The sequence below is a fragment of the Nocardioides mangrovicus genome, from assembly GCF_003674065.1.
GTDB lineage: Bacteria > Actinomycetota > Actinomycetes > Propionibacteriales > Nocardioidaceae > Marmoricola > Marmoricola mangrovicus.
In genome coordinates this window covers 14,271-30,675 of record NZ_RDBE01000009.1, presented here as the reverse complement: position 1 = coordinate 30,675, position 16,405 = coordinate 14,271, and the positions used below count along the sequence as shown (strand labels likewise).

Genomic DNA, 16,405 nt, shown 5'->3' with positions numbered 1-16,405 from the left:
CACGAGACTAGTCAGGGCCTCAGGCCTGCTTCCCGCAGACCGGCCAGGCGCCGTAGCCGCCCTCGGCGTCGCGGACCCGCTCGGCCACGGCGATCTGCTCCTCGCGGCTGTGCTGGTCGGGTCGTCCGCTGCCGCCGTAGGCGTGCCAGGTGCCGAGGTTGAACTGCAGCCCGCCGTAGTACCCGTTGCCGGTGTTGGCGTGCCAGTTGCCGCCGGACTCGCACGCGGCGATCCGGTCCCAGGCGGAGCCGTCGGGCACCGCCTTGGTGCCGATCAGCTCGACCTGCGGCTGCGGCGCGCGGACGACGCGCTGCTGCACCAGCCGCTTGGAGACGGCGCGACCGTTGCGCACCACGACCTCGTAGACGGCGTCGCGCACGCCCGGTCGGCCGGCACGCTTGATGCTCTTCTCGCCCTTGGGCAGCGAGGGGTCCTCACGGGTGACGGTGCGGAAGGGCACGCTCTCCTGCGGCTTGCGCACCTGCGCCGTGCGGAGCCGGGTGACGACCACCCGCTCGCCCTGGTGCACGAGGCTGTCGAGGTCGGGGCTCACCGAGTCGTCGTCGCGCAACGTGACGCCGACGCGGGCCAGCAGCTGCCGCACCGTGACGACGGCCAGGGTCTGGCCCGTGGCGCGTCGGCTGCCGACCTTGAGCACCATGCGCTTGGGCGTGGCGATCTGCAGCGCCATGCCCTCGCGGTCGATGCTGCCGCGGTCGATGGAGTAGTCGGCACCGGCGTAGCGCAGGCCGAGGTCCTGCACCGCCGCCTGGACGGTACGGGCGTGGGTCCACAGGGTGCGGCGCGAGCCGTCGAGGTCCAGCCGGATCGGGCGGCCGTAGAGCACGGTGACCTCGCTGCCGTCAGAGACCTTCGAGCCGACCGCGGGCACCACCAGGTCGTGGCGGTGCAGCCGGATGTGCTGCTCGCGGAGCACCCCGGCGACGGTGTCGCTGGTGGTGTGCACCGTGCGGGTCGAGCCGTCGACGGAGACGGTCACCTCGCGAGAGAGCTGGCGGTAGCCAGCGAACGTGCCGGCGACGGCCAGGACCGCCACGAGGACCAGCGAGATCATGAGCGGTCGGCTGCGGGCGGAGCGGTGGATCAGGCGGGCAAGACGTGCGCGCACGGTGGTCGCGTGGAACGGCACGGGACTCCTGAGTCGGACCTTCCCAGGCACCCGCGGCCTCCCGAGCGGAGGCGGGACCCGGCTGACAAGCCCACGACGCTGACGGCCGGCCCGGGGCGTTGTCAAACCACTGGTCCAGAGCACGCCGCATGAGGGTGTCCGTTTTGTCCGAATCTGTCGTATGCTCCGCCTCAGCGCAATCGGGACGCTCGGGCGAGGGGGAACTCGGCCGGACCGGGCGTCGACGGACCGGCCGAGCACGGGGAGCTCGACGGGTCCGCCACGACCGTCTCCGGCGTCCTCACGCCGCCACCGGCCAAGCGCCACCGAACGCCTGGTCGGTGGCGGCGTCGACCGCGCGGCACAGGTCGGCCAGGTCGACCTCGAGCGTCTGGGCCATCGAGCGCAGCGTCAGCGGCACCAGGTAGGAGGCGTTGGTCCGGCCGCGGTGCGGCACCGGCGTCAGGTAGGGCGCATCGGTCTCGACCAGGATGCGGTCCAGCGGGGTCACCCGCAGCGCCTCACGCAGCGGCTCGGCGTTCTTGAACGTCACCGTGCCGGCGAAGGAGAGGTACGCCCCGCGCTCCAGGCAGGCCTGCGCGAAGCCGGCGTCCCCGGAGAAGCAGTGCATCACCCACCGCGGCGGGATGCCGGTCTCGTCGAGGACGCGGAGCACGTCGTCGTGGGCGTCGCGGTCGTGGATGACCAGGGTGCGGTCGAGATCGCCGGCCAGCTCGATGTGGCGGCGAAAGGAGTCCACCTGCGCCGCGCGCCCCTCGGGCGCGGTGCGGAAGTAGTCCAGGCCGGTCTCCCCCACCGCGCGTACGTGGGAGTCGGCGGCGAGCTCCGCGATCTCGGCCAGCGCCCCGGCCAGCTCACCGGTCGCGGCCAGCCGCGGCGCCTCGTTGGGGTGCAGCGCCACGCCCGCCACCAGCGACGGGTGCGCTTGTGCCGCCTCGACCGCCCACCGGGCGCCGGGGAGGTCGCAGCCGACCTGCACGATCCGCCTGACGCCGACCTCGGCCGCCAGCCGGATCGCCTCGCCGACCTCGAGCGGCGGCTCGTCGTCGCGGGAGATGTCGAGGTGGCAGTGGTTGTCGACCACCGGATGCGGCAGCGGCTCGGGAAGCGGAAGGCTCACGGGCGGTGCACCGCCTCGTAGACCACGCGCTTGGAGATGCCCGACGTCAGGGCCACGTCGCGGATGGCGTCGCGGCGGCTCATTCCGTCGGCCTCCAGGACGGCCACCGCGGCCGCCAGATCGGCCGGTTCGCTCGACGCGGGCGCGCGGACGGCCCCGGCCACGACCAGCGTCACCTCGCCGCGGACGCCGGGCTCGGCCCACTGCGCCAGCTCCGCGAGCGGGCCGCGGACGACCTCCTCGTGGGTCTTGGTCAACTCGCGGCACACGGCCGCGGGCCGCTCGGGCTCGAACGCCTCCGCGAGCGCCAGCAGCGAGGCGTGCGTACGGTGCGGGGACTCGAAGAAGACCATCGTGCGCTCCTCGGCGGCCAGCGCGGTCAGCCGGCGTGAGCGCTCGCCGCCCTTGCGGGGCAAGAAGCCCTCGAAGCAGAACCGGTCCACGGGCAACCCGGAGACGGCCAGCGCGGTGAGCACGGCGCTGGGCCCCGGCACGGCCGTCACCCGGACGCCGGCCTCGACGGCGGCGGCCACCAGCCGGTAGCCGGGGTCGGAGACGGACGGCATCCCGGCGTCGGTGACCAGCACCACCCGCTCCCCGGCCAGCAGCGACTCCACCAGCTGCGGCGTCCGCCCGGACTCGTTGCCCTCGAAGTAGGAGACGACGCGCGCGGACGTCGCGACGCCCAGGTCGGCCAGCAGCCGCCGCAGCCGACGGGTGTCCTCGGCGGCCACCACGTCGGCCGCCGCCAGCTCCTGGGCCAGTCGTGGCGGGGCGTCGCCGACCTGCCCGATGGGGGTCGCAGCGAGCACCAGCACAGCATCGATGGTCTCAGTACGTACTGTTGCCGCCGTGGCAGGCACCGCGGCGAGGACCCAGGGACTCTCCCGCAACGCCGTCGGGCGCGTGGTGCCCAGCCTGCGCCGCCGCAGCGCCTCGCGGCTCGAGGACGCCGACCCCGTCACCGGCTGGGTCGCCACGGCTGCGGTCACGTTGCTGGCCCTGTTCCTGCGGCTGTGGCACCTGGGCACGCCGGCGGCGTTCTCCTTCGACGAGACCTACTACGCCAAGGACGCCTGGTCGCTGCTCCACTTCGGCTACGCGCGCAACTACGTCGCGAACGCCAACGACCAGATCCTCGACGGCAACCTGCACGGGCTGTGGTCGTCGGGGCCGGAGATGATCGTCCACCCCGAGGTGGGCAAGTGGCTGATCGCCAGCGGCGAGGCCGTCTTCGGGATGAACCCGTTCGGCTGGCGCTTCGCCTCGGCGATCGTCGGCTCGCTGATGGTCATGGTGATGGTGCGGCTGGCGCGCCGGATGACCGGCTCGACGGTGCTCGGCGTCGCCGGGGGGCTGATCATGTGCCTCGACGGCCTGCAGCTGGTGCTCTCCCGACTTGCGCTGCTGGACATCTTCCAGGCCTTCTTCGTGCTCTGCGCGGTCTCGTGCCTGGTGGCCGACCGCGACTGGGGGCGCGCGAGGCTCGCCCGGCTGGCCCCGGCCGGCGCCTCACCGTCCTCGTGGGGTCCGCGGCTGCTCTGGCGTCCCTGGCGGGTGGCGGCCGGCCTGATGTGGGGGCTGGGGCTGGGCTGCAAGTGGGGCACGCTCTACGTGATGCTCGGCTTCGGGCTGCTGGTGTGGGCCTGGGACGCCGGTGCGCGGCGCCGGCTCGGCGTCGACCTGTCGGTGTGGAAGGCGGCAGTCGTCGACGCGCTGGCCGCCTTCGGTTGGCTGGTGGTGCTGCCGGTGCTGGTCTACGTGGCCACCTGGACCGGCTGGCTGATGAACTACCACGTCTACGAGGCGAACCTCTCGCGCACGCAGTACGGCCCGTACTGGGGGACGTACGTCACCCAGAAGCTGCCCGACGGGTTCTTCGCCAACCTCGCGCGCGGGCTGCGGTCGCTGTGGCACTACCACGTGTCCGTCTACGACTTCCACACCGGCGGCCTGACCACGGCCCACCACGTCTACCAGTCCAACCCGGGCGGCTGGCTCGTGCTCAACCGGCCCGTGGGCGTCGACGCCCAGCTGGACATCAAGCCCGGCGAGCAGGGCTGTACCGCCCCGGCCGACAGCACCTGCCTGCGCCAGGTGCTCCTGCTGGGCAACCCGGCGGTCTGGTGGGCCGGCACCTGCGCCGCGATCTACGCCTGCCTCGCCTGGGTGGCCCGCCGCGACTGGCGCTACGGCGTCGTGGTCGTGGGCGTGCTGACCAGCTGGCTGCCCTGGTTCCGCTACGACGACCGGCCGATCTTCTCCTATTACGCCATCGTCACCGAGCCGTTCCTCGTGCTCGGCCTGGTGCTGGTGCTGGGCCGGATCTGGGGGTCGCTCTCGGACTCACCGCGCCGGCGCCGCTACGGCGTCCTGGTCGCCGGCGCGTACGTCGTGCTGGTGGCGCTGGCCTTCGCCTGGTTCTGGCCGATCTGGACCGACCAGCTCATCACCACCCCGCACTGGCTGCAGCGGGTGTGGTTCCACCGCTGGATCTAGCCGCCGGGCTAGAACCCGCCGCCGGGCCCGGGCGGCATGCCGCGCGTGCCGGGCTGGATCGTGGTGCCCTCGCGCATCGCCTTGTCCTTGGCCGAGGAGATCCGCGACTGGTCGATCCGCGAGCCGCGCCGCCTCCGGTCGGACCGGAACGCGAGCGCGAAGGCAACCAGCAGCACCACGACGACGATCGTCCAGAACACCATGACGAGACGTTACCGCCGCGCGGTGGTCACAGTCCGCCCATGCCGGGCGGGGCCTGGTTGTGGCGTGGCATGACGCTCTCGGCCCGGTTCAAGGCGGTGCGCCTGCCCTCGCGGACCGCGGCCTCGTCGATGCTCGCGCGCGGTCGGCGACGGTCGACCCGCAGCGCGAGACCCACGACGACGACCACGACGACGACGGCGATGCCCGAGAAGACCATGACCGACGGTACGTCCGATGTGCCGGCCGTGGCGAGCATCCCTCAACGGGTCGAGCGGACCCAGGAGGGCCTCAACGCCTCGAGGGAACGGGCGGCCAGGGCGCCACGCCAGACGCCGGTGCCGTAGGCCAGGTCGTCGAGGCGGCGGGCCACGACGTAGCGCAGCGGGTCCAGGCGCGGTCGGGTGCGCCGGTGGTCGGCCAGCCCGTCGAGCACGGCGGACGCGAGCACCGCGCGGCGGGCGCGGCGCGAGACCAGGCAGCCCGCCGCGGCCACGGGCCAGTAGTGGCGGGTCAGAGCGGCCGAGGTCTGCCACAGGGCGGCCACCGAGCCCTCCAGCACGACGGTGGCGGCAGCGGCGACCGGTCGGTCGCTGCGCTGCAGCCGCTGCGCGGTGCGGGCCGTCGCGACGGCGTACGCGGCCAGGGCGACGGGCATCGACCAGCGGCGCTGCGCCAGCAGGGCGGCCGTCATCGCCGCCGACCAGGGCGCCAGCACCATCGGGCTCACCGCGCCGGGGTGCCGGGCGGCCAGGGGCGCGGCCGAGGCACCGTAGAACGCCTTGCGGCGCAGCCACTGCGCCGGCTGTGATCGGTGCCGGTGACGCACCTGCGCGGCGGGCTCGTAGCGCACGCCCCAGCCGTCGGCGAGGAGCCGCCACACCAGGTCGACGTCCTCCCCGGAGCGCAGCGCCTCGTCGAAGCCGCCGCCCCCCTCATCGCCGAGAGCGTCCACCCGGACCAACAGGCAGGCCGAGGGCACGTAGGCCACCTGCCCGTGCACCCGCACGGCCGCGGCGTGCTCGCCGAGGTCGAGGGAGGAACGGGCCTGCTCGTAGCGCTCCACCCAGGAGTCGTCGGCACGCGGCACGGGGCCGAGCACCCGCGGCGCGGCGATCGCGACGGTCGGGTCGTCGAGGTGGCGGCGCAGCACCGCCAGCCAGCCCGGCCGCGGCTCCACGTCGGAGTCGACGAAGGCCACGAAGGGCGTGCCGGCCGCGTGCAGCCCGGTGTTGCGGGCCGCCGCGGGCCCGCGGTTCTCGGGATGCACGACCAGCCGGGCGCCGTGCTCGGCGGCCACGGCCGCGATCGGGGCAGCGTCGGCCGAGCCGTCGTCGACCACCACCACGGGCACCGGGTCGGGCAGGGCGGCCAGCAGCCGGCGCAGCCCGTCGGCGCGCTCGTGCACCGGCACCACGACCGTGACGTCTGCGACGTCGGCGTCGCGACCGGCCGGCGCGGCCCACCAGGGGTCGGCCGCGCCGGAGTCGAGGAGCCGGCGGGCGAGCAGCTGCTCGTCACGGCCCGCGCCCACCTCGGCGGGCAGCCCGGCGACCAGCCCGGCCGCACGGGGAGACAGGTACATCACCCGGCCCGACGCGCCGACCAGGGTGCGGCCGTCGTCGCAGACCTTGGTCCGCGGCGAGAGCGCGACGCCGAAGCCGGCCGGCAGGGAGGGCACAGCCGCGAGCGTAGGCGTGGTGCCGGGAGCCGGCTGGGGTGCAGCGGTGATCGCTTGCCCCGTGTTCACCCTCCCGCAGCACCACCTCGCCGCTTGTTGCGATACGTTCGCAACAAGTAGTCGGTCGCACCGCGAGGGAGGGCCCATGACGCAGACGGTCGAGCCGAGCCTGGAGGGTTCGGGTCTGGCCCGGTTCCGGCGCAGCCTGAGCCGCGGCGACCGGCGCCGCCTGGCCGGGATGGCCGGCTTCGTCGTGCTGCTGCACGTCGTCGGGTTCGCCGTGCTGCTCGGGCTCGTGGTGCCCGCGCACTACCGGCTCGGCGGCGACAACCCCGTCTTCACCGTCGGCGTCGGCATCCTGGCCTACACCTTCGGCCTGCGGCACGCCTTCGACGCCGACCACATCGCCGCGGTGGACAACGCCACGCGCAAGCTGATGGCCGACAACGCGGCCGGGACCGGCGAGGGCCGCAAGCCGCTCTCGGTGGGCTTCTGGTTCTCCCTGGGGCACTCCACGATCGTGTTCGGCCTGGCGTTCCTGCTCTCGATCGGCGTCAAGGCGCTGACCGGGCCGGTCGAGGACGGCAACTCGACGCTGCACTCGGTCACCGGCGTCATCGGCGCCTCGGTGTCGGGGGTGTTCTTGTGGGTGCTCGGCATCCTCAACCTGGTCGTGCTGCTCGGCGTGGTGAAGATCTTCCGTGAGCTGCGCCGCGGCCGCTACGACGAGGCGGCCCTGGAGGACCAGCTCAACAAGCGGGGCTTCATGAACCGCTTCCTCGGTGGGCTGACCAAGTCGGTGCGCAAGCCTTGGCACATCTACCCCATCGGCGTGCTGTTCGGGCTCGGCTTCGACACCGCCACCGAGGTGGGGCTGCTGGTGATCGCCGGTGGCGCCGCGGCGATCAACCTGCCGTTCTACGCGATCTTGGTGCTGCCGGTGCTGTTCGCGGCGGCCATGAGCCTGATGGACACCATCGACGGCGTCTTCATGAACGCCGCCTACGGCTGGGCCAACGCCCAGCCCGTGCGCAAGGTCTTCTACAACCTCACCATCACCTCGATCTCGGTGGCGGTGGCGCTGGTCATCGGCACCGTCGAGCTCATCGGGGTGGTCGCCGACCAGGCCCGGATCAGCTCCGGCCCGCTGCGCGCGATCGCCGACATCCCGCTGGACTACGCCGGCTACGGCATCGTCGCGCTGTTCGTCGTCGCGTGGCTCATCGCGATCGCCGTCTGGCGCTTCGGGCGCATCGAGGAGCGGTGGTCGGCCGACCTCGGCAGCTGACCTGATAGAACGTCGGCCGTGAGGAGCCGCGCGTTCGCCCTGACCGGGTTCGCGCTGCTGGTCGTCGCCAGTCAGCTCCTGTGGCTCTCCTTCGCCGCCATCACCACCCAGAGCGCCCGCGACATGGGCGTCTCCGAGGGCGCCATCGGCGATCTGGCGGTCATCAACCCCGCCACCTTCGTCGTGCTGGCCATCTGGGCCGGACGCTGGATGGACCGGCGCTACACGCACGCCCTGGCCGCCGGTGCGCTGTTCACCGCCGGCGGCGCGCTGATCCGCGTGGTGGACCCCAGCTCCTACGCGGTGGTGCTGGTCGGGCAGGTCGTCATGTCGGTCGGCCAGCCGCTGGTGCTCAACGCCAGCACCAAGATCGCCTCGCGCTACTTCCCGCCCGCCCAGCAGACCACGGCGATCGCCATCGCCTCGGCGGCCCAGTTCGTCGGGATCCTCCTCGCCGTGCTCACCAGCGGGTCGCTCTACGACGCCGGCGGCCTGCAGCTGCTGCTCGGCGTCCACGCCGGCTTCGCCGTGCTGGCCGGGCTGGCGACGCTCGTCTCGCTGCGCACTCCGGCCCGCCACGTGGTCGAGGACGGGGACCCCTCGCTGGGCTGGCTGCGCCACGACCCGTTCGTCTGGCGGCTCGGCGCCCTGCTGTTCGTCGGCTTCGGCAGCTACAACGCAATCGCCACGTGGCTCGACACGATCATGGTCGGCTTCGGCCACCGCGACGTGGCCGGCGCCATGATCGCCGCCACGACGGTGGCCGGCGTGGTCGGTGCGGCCGTGCTGCCTGGCGTCGTGGCCAAGCGCGACGTCCGGCGCACCCACTGCGTGCTCACCACGCTCGTGCTGGCGGCCGTGATGCTGCTGCTCACCGTGGCCAACGGCGTCGGCGTGGCCACCGCAGCGCTGGTGCTGCTGGGCTTCCTGCTGCTCGGCACGTTGCCGGTGGTGCTCGACTGGTCCGAGCTGCACGTGGGTGCGGCGCGGGCCGGCACCGCCACCGGGTTCCTGCTGCTGGCCGGCAACCTGGGCGCGGTGTTCGTCGTGCTCACGGTGCAGGTGGTGGTGCACCACCCGACGGCCGCCCTGGTCGTCATGGCCGCGTGGGCGGTGCCCGGGCTGGTCTTCGCGCTGATGCTCCCGCGGCATGCGGGCACGCACGGCGACGAGCTCAGCCCCGCGGCGTGACCTCCAGCGCGCTCAGGTCGACGTCGGCGTCCGGGCGCTCGCGCTTCACCCAGCGCCGGGTGGCCGGGTAGGACGCCCAGCCCAGCAGGAGCATCACGAGGCCGATCCAGAAGGCCGCCGGCTCCTCATCGAAGGTGCTCCAGCTCAGCCACACCGTGAACACCGCCGGACCGGCCAGGAGCAGCCACGGACCGGCCGCGCCGCCTGGCACCCGGTAGGGGCGACGCAGCGCCGGGAAGCGCCGGCGCATCACGATGAGCGCCACGAACTGCATGAGCAGGCAGGCCAGGTTGAGGATGACGTCGGCGTCGACCAGCGCGCTGAAGTCCATCATGCAGAAGATCGCGAAGATGACGCAGGAGACGACGATCGCCCGCGCCGGGGTGCCGTAGCGCGGGTGGTCGTGGGCCAGCCAGTCCGGCAGGTAGCCGTCGGCCGCCATCACCCGGGGCACGCGGGCGCCCGACATCAGCAGCGAGGAGAACAGCCCCACCTGGGAGACGACGGCGCCGATGACGATGAGCACGAACAGCCAGTGCCCGGCGAGCAGCCGGCCGACGGAGGCGAAGTCGCCGTCCTCCCAGGCGGTCTCGTGACCGCGGTGGAGGCCCGAGCCGAGCGTCGCGAGCATCGGCAGCACGTAGCTGAGCGTGATGAGCGGCAGGCTGAGCATCAGCGCGCGCAGGTAGGTGCGCTGGGGCCGGTCGATCTCGCCCAGCAGGGTGCTCGGCGACTCCCAGCCGATGTAGTTCCAGATGACGACGCCCAGCCCCGCCCCGAAGGCGGCCCCGACGTGCTGCCCGGGCAGCGTGAAGGTCGGGAACAGCTCGACCGGGTAGCGCAGCAGCTGCACCAGACCGTAGAGCGTCAGCACGGCGAACGGCGCGAGGACCACCACCATCAGCGCGACCGAGGTCTCCCCCACCAGCCGGGTGCCGCGGACGTTGAGCCAGGCCAGCGGCACCATGAACGCCACGGCCACCAGCCAGTGGGTGTCGGCGGAGAAAGCGCCGCCGAAGAAGGAGAACCAGACGTGCTCGCCCCGGCGGGTGCCGGGGATCCACTGGGCCATGTAGTCGGCGAAGACGATCGGGTAGAGCGCGGTGTCGAGGAAGGTCAGCAGCCAGTTCCAGATGCCCTGCACCACGCCCGCGCCCTGCCCCAGCGCGACCTTGCACCAGTAGTAGTAACCGCCCTCCAGGGGCAGCGCCGACCCGAGCTCGGCCACCATCAGCGCGCACGGCAGCCCGAAGACCAGCGGCACCACCAGCAGCAGCACCATCGTCATGCCCGGCCCCGAGCTGGAGATGGTCTCCTCCAGCCCGTAGGGGCCGCCGGAGACGCTGAAGAACAGCACGCCGACCAGGGGAAGCAATCGCAGCTGCCGCGAGACCACGGCAGCCGTGCGCACCTCAGCCAGCGGACTTCTCCAGCGCGCGGTCGAGCATGTCGAGGCCCAGCCGCGCGTCGTCGTCGCTGATGTTGATCGGCGGGACGACGTGGATCCGCCCGGAGTTGGCGAACGGCAGCAGACCCTCGGCCTTGCAGGCCTCGACCACGGCCGCCATCTGCGGGCTGGTGCCGCCGGTGGGGGCCAGCGGCTCGCGCGTGGCCGGGTCGCTCACCAGCTCCAGCGCCCAGAACGCCCCGACGCCGCGGACCTCGCCGACGACGTCGTGCCGCTCGGCGATCTGGGCCAGCCCGGGCCCGAACACCTCGCGACCCAGCCGCTCGGCGTTCGCCACGCTGCCCTCCTCGTCCATCGCGCGGATGGTGGCGACGGCGGCGGCGCAGGCCAGCGGGTGGCCGGAGTAGGTCAGCCCGCCGGGGTAGGGACGCTCGGCGAAGGTGTCGTAGATCGCCCGGCTGATGACCACGCCGCCCAGCGGCACGTAGCCGGAGTTGACGCCCTTGGCGAAGGTGATGAGGTCGGGCCTCCACCCGCCGTCGGCGGCGTCGAGCTCGTAGGCAAACCAGCGACCGGCGCGGCCGAAGCCCGCCATCACCTCGTCGAGGACCAAGACGATGCCGTAGCGGTCGCAGAGCTCGCGGACCCCGCGCAGGTAGCCCGGCGGCGGGACCATGATGCCGGCGGTGCCGGGGATCGACTCGAGCACGATCGCGGCGATGGTGGCCGCCCCCTCGAGCTCGATCACCTGCTGCAGGTGGGCCAGCGCGCGCTCGCACTCCTCGGCCTCGCTGGTGGCGTGGAAGGCGCTGCGGTAGAGGAACGGGCCGAGGAAGTGCACGGTGCCGGCGGTGGCGTCGTCGCTGGCGAAGCGGCGCGGGTCGCCCGTGACGTTGACGGCCAGGTGCGTGCCGCCGTGGTAGGACCGGTAGCGCGAGAGCACCTTGTGCCGGCCGGTGTGCAGCCGTGCCATCCGGATCGCGTGCTCGTTGGCGTCGGCGCCGCCGTTGGTGAAGAACACGTGCTGCATGCCGTCGGGCGCCTTGCCGGCGATGAGCGCGGCGGCGACCGCGCGCGACTCCACCGCCGTGGCCGGCGCGGCCGTGCACAGCTCGACGGCCTGCCGCTGGATCGCCTCGACGATCCGCGGGTGCTTGTGCCCGAGGTTGGTGAAGACGAGCTGGCTGGTGAAGTCCAGCAGCCGCCTCCCCTCACCGGTGGTGACCCAGCTGCCCTCGGCGTCGGCGATCACCATCGGCGAGATCTTCTGCTGCGCCGACCAGGAGTGGAAGACGTGGGCGCGGTCGAGGTCGTAGACCTCCTCGGGCGACAGCTCAGGCATTGGTCGGCATCCCGAGCGCCAGGGCACGCGCCTCGGTGGTCGGCTCGGGCCAGCGGCTGGTGACGACCTTGCCGCGGGTGAAGAAGTGCACGCCCTCGGTGCCGTGGGCGTGGGTGTCACCGAACAGCGAGTTCTTCCAGCCGCCGAAGGAGTAGTAGGCCACCGGCACCGGGATTGGCACGTTGACGCCGATCATGCCGACCTCGACGTCGTTCTCGAAGCGCCGGGCGGCGCCGCCGTCGTTGGTGAAGATGGCCGTGCCGTTGCCGTAGGGGTTGGCGTTGACGAGCTCGATGGCGTCCTCGTAGGTCTCCACCCGGACGACGCTGAGCACCGGACCGAAGATCTCCTCGGTGTAGATGCTCATCTGCGGCGTGACGTGGTCGAAGAGGGTCGGGCCGAGCCAGAAGCCGTCCGCCGCGCCGTCGGCCTGCACCGTGCGGCCGTCGACGACGACCTTGGCGCCCGCCTCCTCGCCGGCGTCGATGAAGGAGCTGACCTTGTCGCGGTGGGCCTGGGTGACCAGCGGGCCCATGTCGGGCTCCTTCTCACCACCGCCACCCTGCCGGCGGCGACCGTCGCCCACGACGACGTCGCCCGCGCGGTCGGCGATGCGTGCGACCAGCTCGTCGGCGATGCCGCCCACGGCGACCAGCACGCTGATGGCCATGCACCGCTCCCCGGCGCTGCCGAAGCCGGCGTTGACCGCGGAGTCGGCGGCCAGGTCGAGGTCGGCGTCGGGCAGCACCACCATGTGGTTCTTGGCCCCGCCCAGCGCCTGGACGCGCTTGCCGTGCGCGCTGGCGGTCTCGTAGACGTACTGCGCGATCGGGGTGGAGCCGACGAAGGAGACGGCCTTGACGCGCTCGTCGGTGAGCAGCGCGTCGACGGCCACCTTGTCGCCCTGCAGCACGGTGAAGACGCCGTCGGGGAGACCGGCCTCGCGCCAGAGCCGGGCCAGCCACAGCGACGCGCTCGGGTCCTTCTCGCTGGGCTTCAGCACCACCGCGTTGCCGGCGGCGATGGCCACCGGGAAGAACCACATCGGCACCATGGCCGGGAAGTTGAACGGGCTGATGATGCCGACGACGCCCAGCGGCGCCCGCAGCGAGTGCACGTCCACGCCGGTCGAGGCCGACGGGGAGTGGCCGCCCTTGAGCAGGTGGTTGATGCCGCAGGCGAACTCCACGACCTCCTGGCCGCGGGCGATCTCGCCCATCGCGTCGGAGAAGACCTTGCCGTGCTCGCTGGTGATGATCTCGGCCAGCTCGCCCTTGCGGGCGTTGAGCAGCTCGCGGAAGGCGAACACGACCTGGGTCCGCCGCGCCAACGACGTCTCGCCCCAGGCGGTGGCCGCGGCGGCCGCGCCGGCGATCGCACGCTCGGCGTCGGCGGCGTCGGCGAGGGCCACCTGGCCGCTCACTACGCCCGTGGCGGGGTTGGTCACGTCGAGGAGACGGCCGGACGTGCCGGCGTCCTCCTGGCCGTCGATCCAGTGCGAGATGGTCATGCGGTCCACCTTGGTGGGTCCGCACGTCGGTCGCGTCCCGACGAACCGTATGCTCTTGGTCGTCTCGGTTGACAGATCGTCGGACGGAGCCGGTGGTGGCGTTGCCTAGCGTGGCCGACGTGCTGGCCACTCCCGTCCTCGCCGCCGGCGAGCCGCGCGTGCTGACCGGCCAGCTGCAGCTGGACCGCGAGGTGCGATGGGTGCACGTCACCGAGCTGGCCGACATCGCCCGGCTGCTGCGCGCCGGCGACCTGGTGCTCACCACCGGCATCGCGTTGCCCGACGAGCCCGCGTCGCTGGCCGGGTTCGCCCGCAGCCTGGGCGAGGTCCAGGCGGCCGGGCTGGTCGTCGAGCTGGGGCGGCGCTGGCGCGAGGGGCTGCCCGGCGAGCTGGTCTCGGCCTGCGGCCGCGCCGGGCTGCCGTTGGTCGAACTGCGTCGCGAGGTCAGCTTCGCCGCGGTGGCCCAGGAGGTCGGCGAGCGGGTGGTCGACGCCCAGGTCACCGCGCTGCGCGAGAGCGAGCAGGTGCACGACACCTTCACGGACCTGGCCATCACCGAGGCCGGACCGGCCGAGATCCTGCGGGCCGTGCGCGACCTGGCCGCGGCCACCGCGGTGGTCGAGGACGGCGACCACCGCGTGGTCGACTACGTGCTCGGGCCGCAGGGCGACGACGGCTTCCTCGACGACTGGAGCGTGCGCTCGCGGCGCGTCGAGGTCCGCGGCCGGACGTCGTGGGACGCCTCGGCAGGCTGGCTGGTCACCCACCTCGGCGCCCCGGCGCGCCGCTGGGGCCGGCTGGTGCTCGACTGCCCGCGGCCGCCGGAGCCGCGGGTCGTCGCGGTCATCGAGCGCGGGGCGGGCGCCGTGGCGCTGCACCTGCTCCACACCCGCGACCGCGAGACGCTGGTGCGCCGCCGCCACGGCGAGCTGATCGACCGGCTCGTCGCCGACCCCGACCACCCCGAGACCCGGCGGGCAGCCGACCGGCTCGCGTGGCCGCAGGCGGGACGTCACCTGGTGGCCGTCTCGGCCCGCCCGACCGGCTCGCGAACGGCGGAGGACCTGGTGACCGCGGCCGTGTCCACCGCCGCCTCGCACGAGCTCGCCGCGGTGGCCGACGTCGTGCAGCGCTCGCCGCGGATCCTGCTCTCGTTGCCCGCGACCCTCGACCCGGTCGAGGCCGTGGATCGCTGGGCACTGGCGACGTCTCGCCGCGTGCCGGCGGCGTTCGGCGTGGGTCGGACGGTCACGACGGCGGGCGACGTCGGATCGGCCCTGCGCGAGAGCGGCCAGGTGCTGCGGGCGGTGCCCGGCGACACCGAGGGCGTGCACCGCCTCGACGACGTCGGGCTGCGCGGCCTGCTCACCCTGCTCGGCGACGACGAGCGGATCTCGCTGTTCGCCGAACGCCAGCTGCGCGACCTGGAGACCGAGGGACTGCTCGAGGTGGTGGCCGCCCATGTCGCCCACCCGGGCAACAAGACCGCCGCGGCGGCCGCGCTCTTCCTCTCCCGTCCGGCCTACTACGCCCGGCTGTCGCGCGCCGAGCAGGTGCTGGGCCGTCGGCTCGACGACCCCGACACCCTCACCGCGCTGCGGTTCGCCCTGCTGGCCCGCGAGGTGCAGGCATGAGGACCGCCTACGAACGCCACGCCCCGGCCGCGGCGTTGGTTGAGCGGTCGCTGGCCACCAGCGTCCCGCGGGTGTTCTGGATCGAGGACGCCCCCGGTGCGTCCTACGAGCCGCTGGCCGGAGACATCACGGCCGACCTCGTCGTGGTCGGGGCGGGCTACTGCGGGCTGTGGACGGCGCTGCTGGCCAAGCGCGAGGAGCCCTCGCTCGACGTCGTCGTGGTGGAGGCGGGCAGCGTCGGCTGGGCGGCCTCCGGGCGCAACGGCGGGTTCTGCGAGGCCAGTCTGACCCACGGCGAGGGCAACGGCCGCTCGCGCTGGCCGGGCGAGTACGACGACCTGGTGCGGCTGGGCCGGGAGAACCTGGACGGCCTGGAGCGCGACGTCGCCGGGCTCGACGTGGACTTCGCGCGGGTGGGCGAGCTGGACGTCGCCACCGAGGAGCACCAGCTGGCGTGGCTCGACGAGCTCGACGGCGAGCGCCTCGACACCGCAGCCGTCCGCGCCGAGATCGACAGCCCGCTGTTCCTGGGCGGTGTGTGGGACCGCGAGGACTGCGCGCTGGTGCACCCCGCGAAGCTGGCCCGCGAGCTGGCCCGGGCCGCGACCGAGGCGGGCGTGCGCATCCACGAGCAGACGCGCGCGCTGGCGCTGGAGGGCACGACGGTGCGCACCGATCGCGGCGTCGTGCGCGCCGAGCGGGTCGCGCTGGCCACCAACGCCTTTCCCTCGCTGCTGCGGCGCACCCGGCTGCTGACGATCCCGGTCTACGACTACGTGCTGATGACCGAGCCCCTCACCACCGAGCAGCGCGCCGCGATCGGGTGGCGCCACGGGCAGGGGTTCGGCGACCTGGCCAACCAGTTCCACTACTCCCGGCCCACCGCCGACGGCAGGATCCTCTACGGCGGCTACGACGCCGTCTACCACCCCGGGCGCCGCGTGCGGTCGGGCTACGAGGACCGGCCGGAGACCTACCGCCGACTCGCCTCCCACTTCCTGGCCACCTTCCCGCAGCTGGAGGACGTGCGGTTCAGCCACCGCTGGGCGGGCGCCATCGACACCTGCACGCAGTTCGTGGCGTTCCACGGCCTGGCTCGCGACGGCCGCGTCGCCTACGCCGCCGGGTTCACCGGGCTGGGCGTCGGGGCCACCCGGTTCGCCGCCCAGGTGATGCTCGACCGGCTGGCCGGCCGCGACACCGAGCGCACCCGGCTCACGATGGTCCGCCGGCATCCGCTGCCCTTCCCGCCCGAGCCGCTGACCAGCCTCGGCGTCACCGTCATGCGGCGGGGCCTCGACCGCGCCGACCACCGCGAAGGACGGCGTGGTCCGGTCATCCATGCGCTCGACGCGCTCGGGCTCGGCTTCGACTCATGAGG

Annotated in this window: 14 protein-coding genes; 5 read left to right on the top strand and 9 right to left on the bottom strand. The window is 73.4% G+C overall.

What is annotated here, in order from left to right; translation table 11 throughout:
- Positions 1–19 precede the first annotated feature (19 nt).
- From D9V37_RS14005 to rsmI, 3 genes are all read right to left on the bottom strand, one after another.
- A complete protein-coding gene (locus tag D9V37_RS14005; protein WP_147455953.1) occupies positions 20–1,075 on the bottom strand; it encodes a resuscitation-promoting factor in 1,056 nt (351 codons plus the stop codon).
- 355 nt (positions 1,076–1,430) lie between these two features.
- Positions 1,431–2,270 carry a TatD family hydrolase gene (locus tag D9V37_RS14000; RefSeq protein ID WP_121806812.1) on the bottom strand — a complete coding sequence of 280 codons (840 nt, stop codon included), beginning with the start codon at positions 2,268–2,270 and terminating at the stop codon, positions 1,431–1,433.
- Entirely contained in the window at positions 2,267–3,088 is an 822-nt protein-coding gene (gene rsmI / locus D9V37_RS13995) for a 16S rRNA (cytidine(1402)-2'-O)-methyltransferase (protein WP_121806811.1), read from the bottom strand. The genes D9V37_RS14000 and rsmI overlap by 4 nt, the downstream gene beginning before the upstream one ends.
- Before the next feature lie 34 nt (positions 3,089–3,122).
- On the opposite strand from rsmI, the gene D9V37_RS13990 reads away from it, so the two are divergent.
- A complete protein-coding gene (locus D9V37_RS13990) occupies positions 3,123–4,769 on the top strand; it encodes a dolichyl-phosphate-mannose--protein mannosyltransferase (RefSeq protein ID WP_232524928.1) in 1,647 nt (548 codons plus the stop codon).
- Positions 4,770–4,777: 8 nt separating this feature from the next.
- On the opposite strand, the gene D9V37_RS13985 is transcribed toward D9V37_RS13990, so the two are convergent.
- Genes D9V37_RS13985 through mftF form a run of 3 tightly spaced genes read right to left on the bottom strand, consistent with a single transcriptional unit; the run spans position 4,778 to position 6,651 of the window.
- A complete protein-coding gene (locus D9V37_RS13985; RefSeq protein ID WP_121806809.1) occupies positions 4,778–4,972 on the bottom strand; it encodes a hypothetical protein in 195 nt (64 codons plus the stop codon).
- 26 nt (positions 4,973–4,998) lie between these two features.
- On the bottom strand, positions 4,999–5,190 hold the full coding sequence (locus D9V37_RS13980; RefSeq protein WP_147455952.1) for a hypothetical protein: 192 nt from the start codon (positions 5,188–5,190) through the stop codon (positions 4,999–5,001).
- 42 nt (positions 5,191–5,232) lie between these two features.
- On the bottom strand, positions 5,233–6,651 hold the full coding sequence (mftF, locus tag D9V37_RS13975; RefSeq protein ID WP_198412551.1) for a mycofactocin biosynthesis glycosyltransferase MftF: 1,419 nt from the start codon (positions 6,649–6,651) through the stop codon (positions 5,233–5,235).
- Between the two features lie 145 nt (positions 6,652–6,796).
- Here mftF and nicT point away from each other — a divergent pair, with 145 nt between their 5' ends.
- Both nicT and D9V37_RS13965 read left to right on the top strand, forming a co-directional pair.
- On the top strand, positions 6,797–7,939 hold the full coding sequence (gene nicT, locus D9V37_RS13970) for a Nickel transporter NicT (protein WP_121806806.1): 1,143 nt from the start codon (positions 6,797–6,799) through the stop codon (positions 7,937–7,939).
- A gap of 18 nt (positions 7,940–7,957) precedes the next feature.
- A complete protein-coding gene (locus D9V37_RS13965) occupies positions 7,958–9,130 on the top strand; it encodes an MFS transporter (RefSeq protein WP_121806805.1) in 1,173 nt (390 codons plus the stop codon).
- Here D9V37_RS13965 and D9V37_RS13960 read toward each other — a convergent pair.
- From D9V37_RS13960 to D9V37_RS13950, 3 genes are read right to left on the bottom strand one after another with little or no spacing between them, the layout of a single operon-like run.
- Entirely contained in the window at positions 9,114–10,541 is a 1,428-nt protein-coding gene (locus D9V37_RS13960; protein ID WP_158604478.1) for an APC family permease, read from the bottom strand. The two genes, D9V37_RS13965 and D9V37_RS13960, sit on opposite strands and share 17 nt — an antisense overlap.
- Position 10,542: 1 nt before the next feature.
- Positions 10,543–11,880 (bottom strand): aspartate aminotransferase family protein, encoded by a 1,338-nt coding sequence (locus tag D9V37_RS13955; protein ID WP_121806803.1) that lies wholly within the window; start codon positions 11,878–11,880, stop codon positions 10,543–10,545.
- Positions 11,873–13,390, bottom strand: coding sequence for a CoA-acylating methylmalonate-semialdehyde dehydrogenase (locus D9V37_RS13950; RefSeq protein WP_121806802.1), 1,518 nt, complete (start codon positions 13,388–13,390; stop codon positions 11,873–11,875). The genes D9V37_RS13955 and D9V37_RS13950 overlap by 8 nt, the downstream gene beginning before the upstream one ends.
- A gap of 119 nt (positions 13,391–13,509) precedes the next feature.
- Here D9V37_RS13950 and D9V37_RS13945 point away from each other — a divergent pair, with 119 nt between their 5' ends.
- Positions 13,510–15,024, top strand: a complete 1,515-nt coding sequence (locus D9V37_RS13945; protein ID WP_232524927.1) for a PucR family transcriptional regulator — start codon at positions 13,510–13,512, stop codon at positions 15,022–15,024.
- The gene (locus tag D9V37_RS13940) at positions 15,021–16,403 is read left to right on the top strand and encodes an NAD(P)/FAD-dependent oxidoreductase (RefSeq protein WP_121806801.1); all 1,383 of its coding nucleotides are present in this window, start codon (positions 15,021–15,023) and stop codon (positions 16,401–16,403) included. Before D9V37_RS13945 ends, D9V37_RS13940 begins: the two co-directional genes overlap by 4 nt.
- The last annotated feature ends 2 nt before the right edge of the window (positions 16,404–16,405 follow it).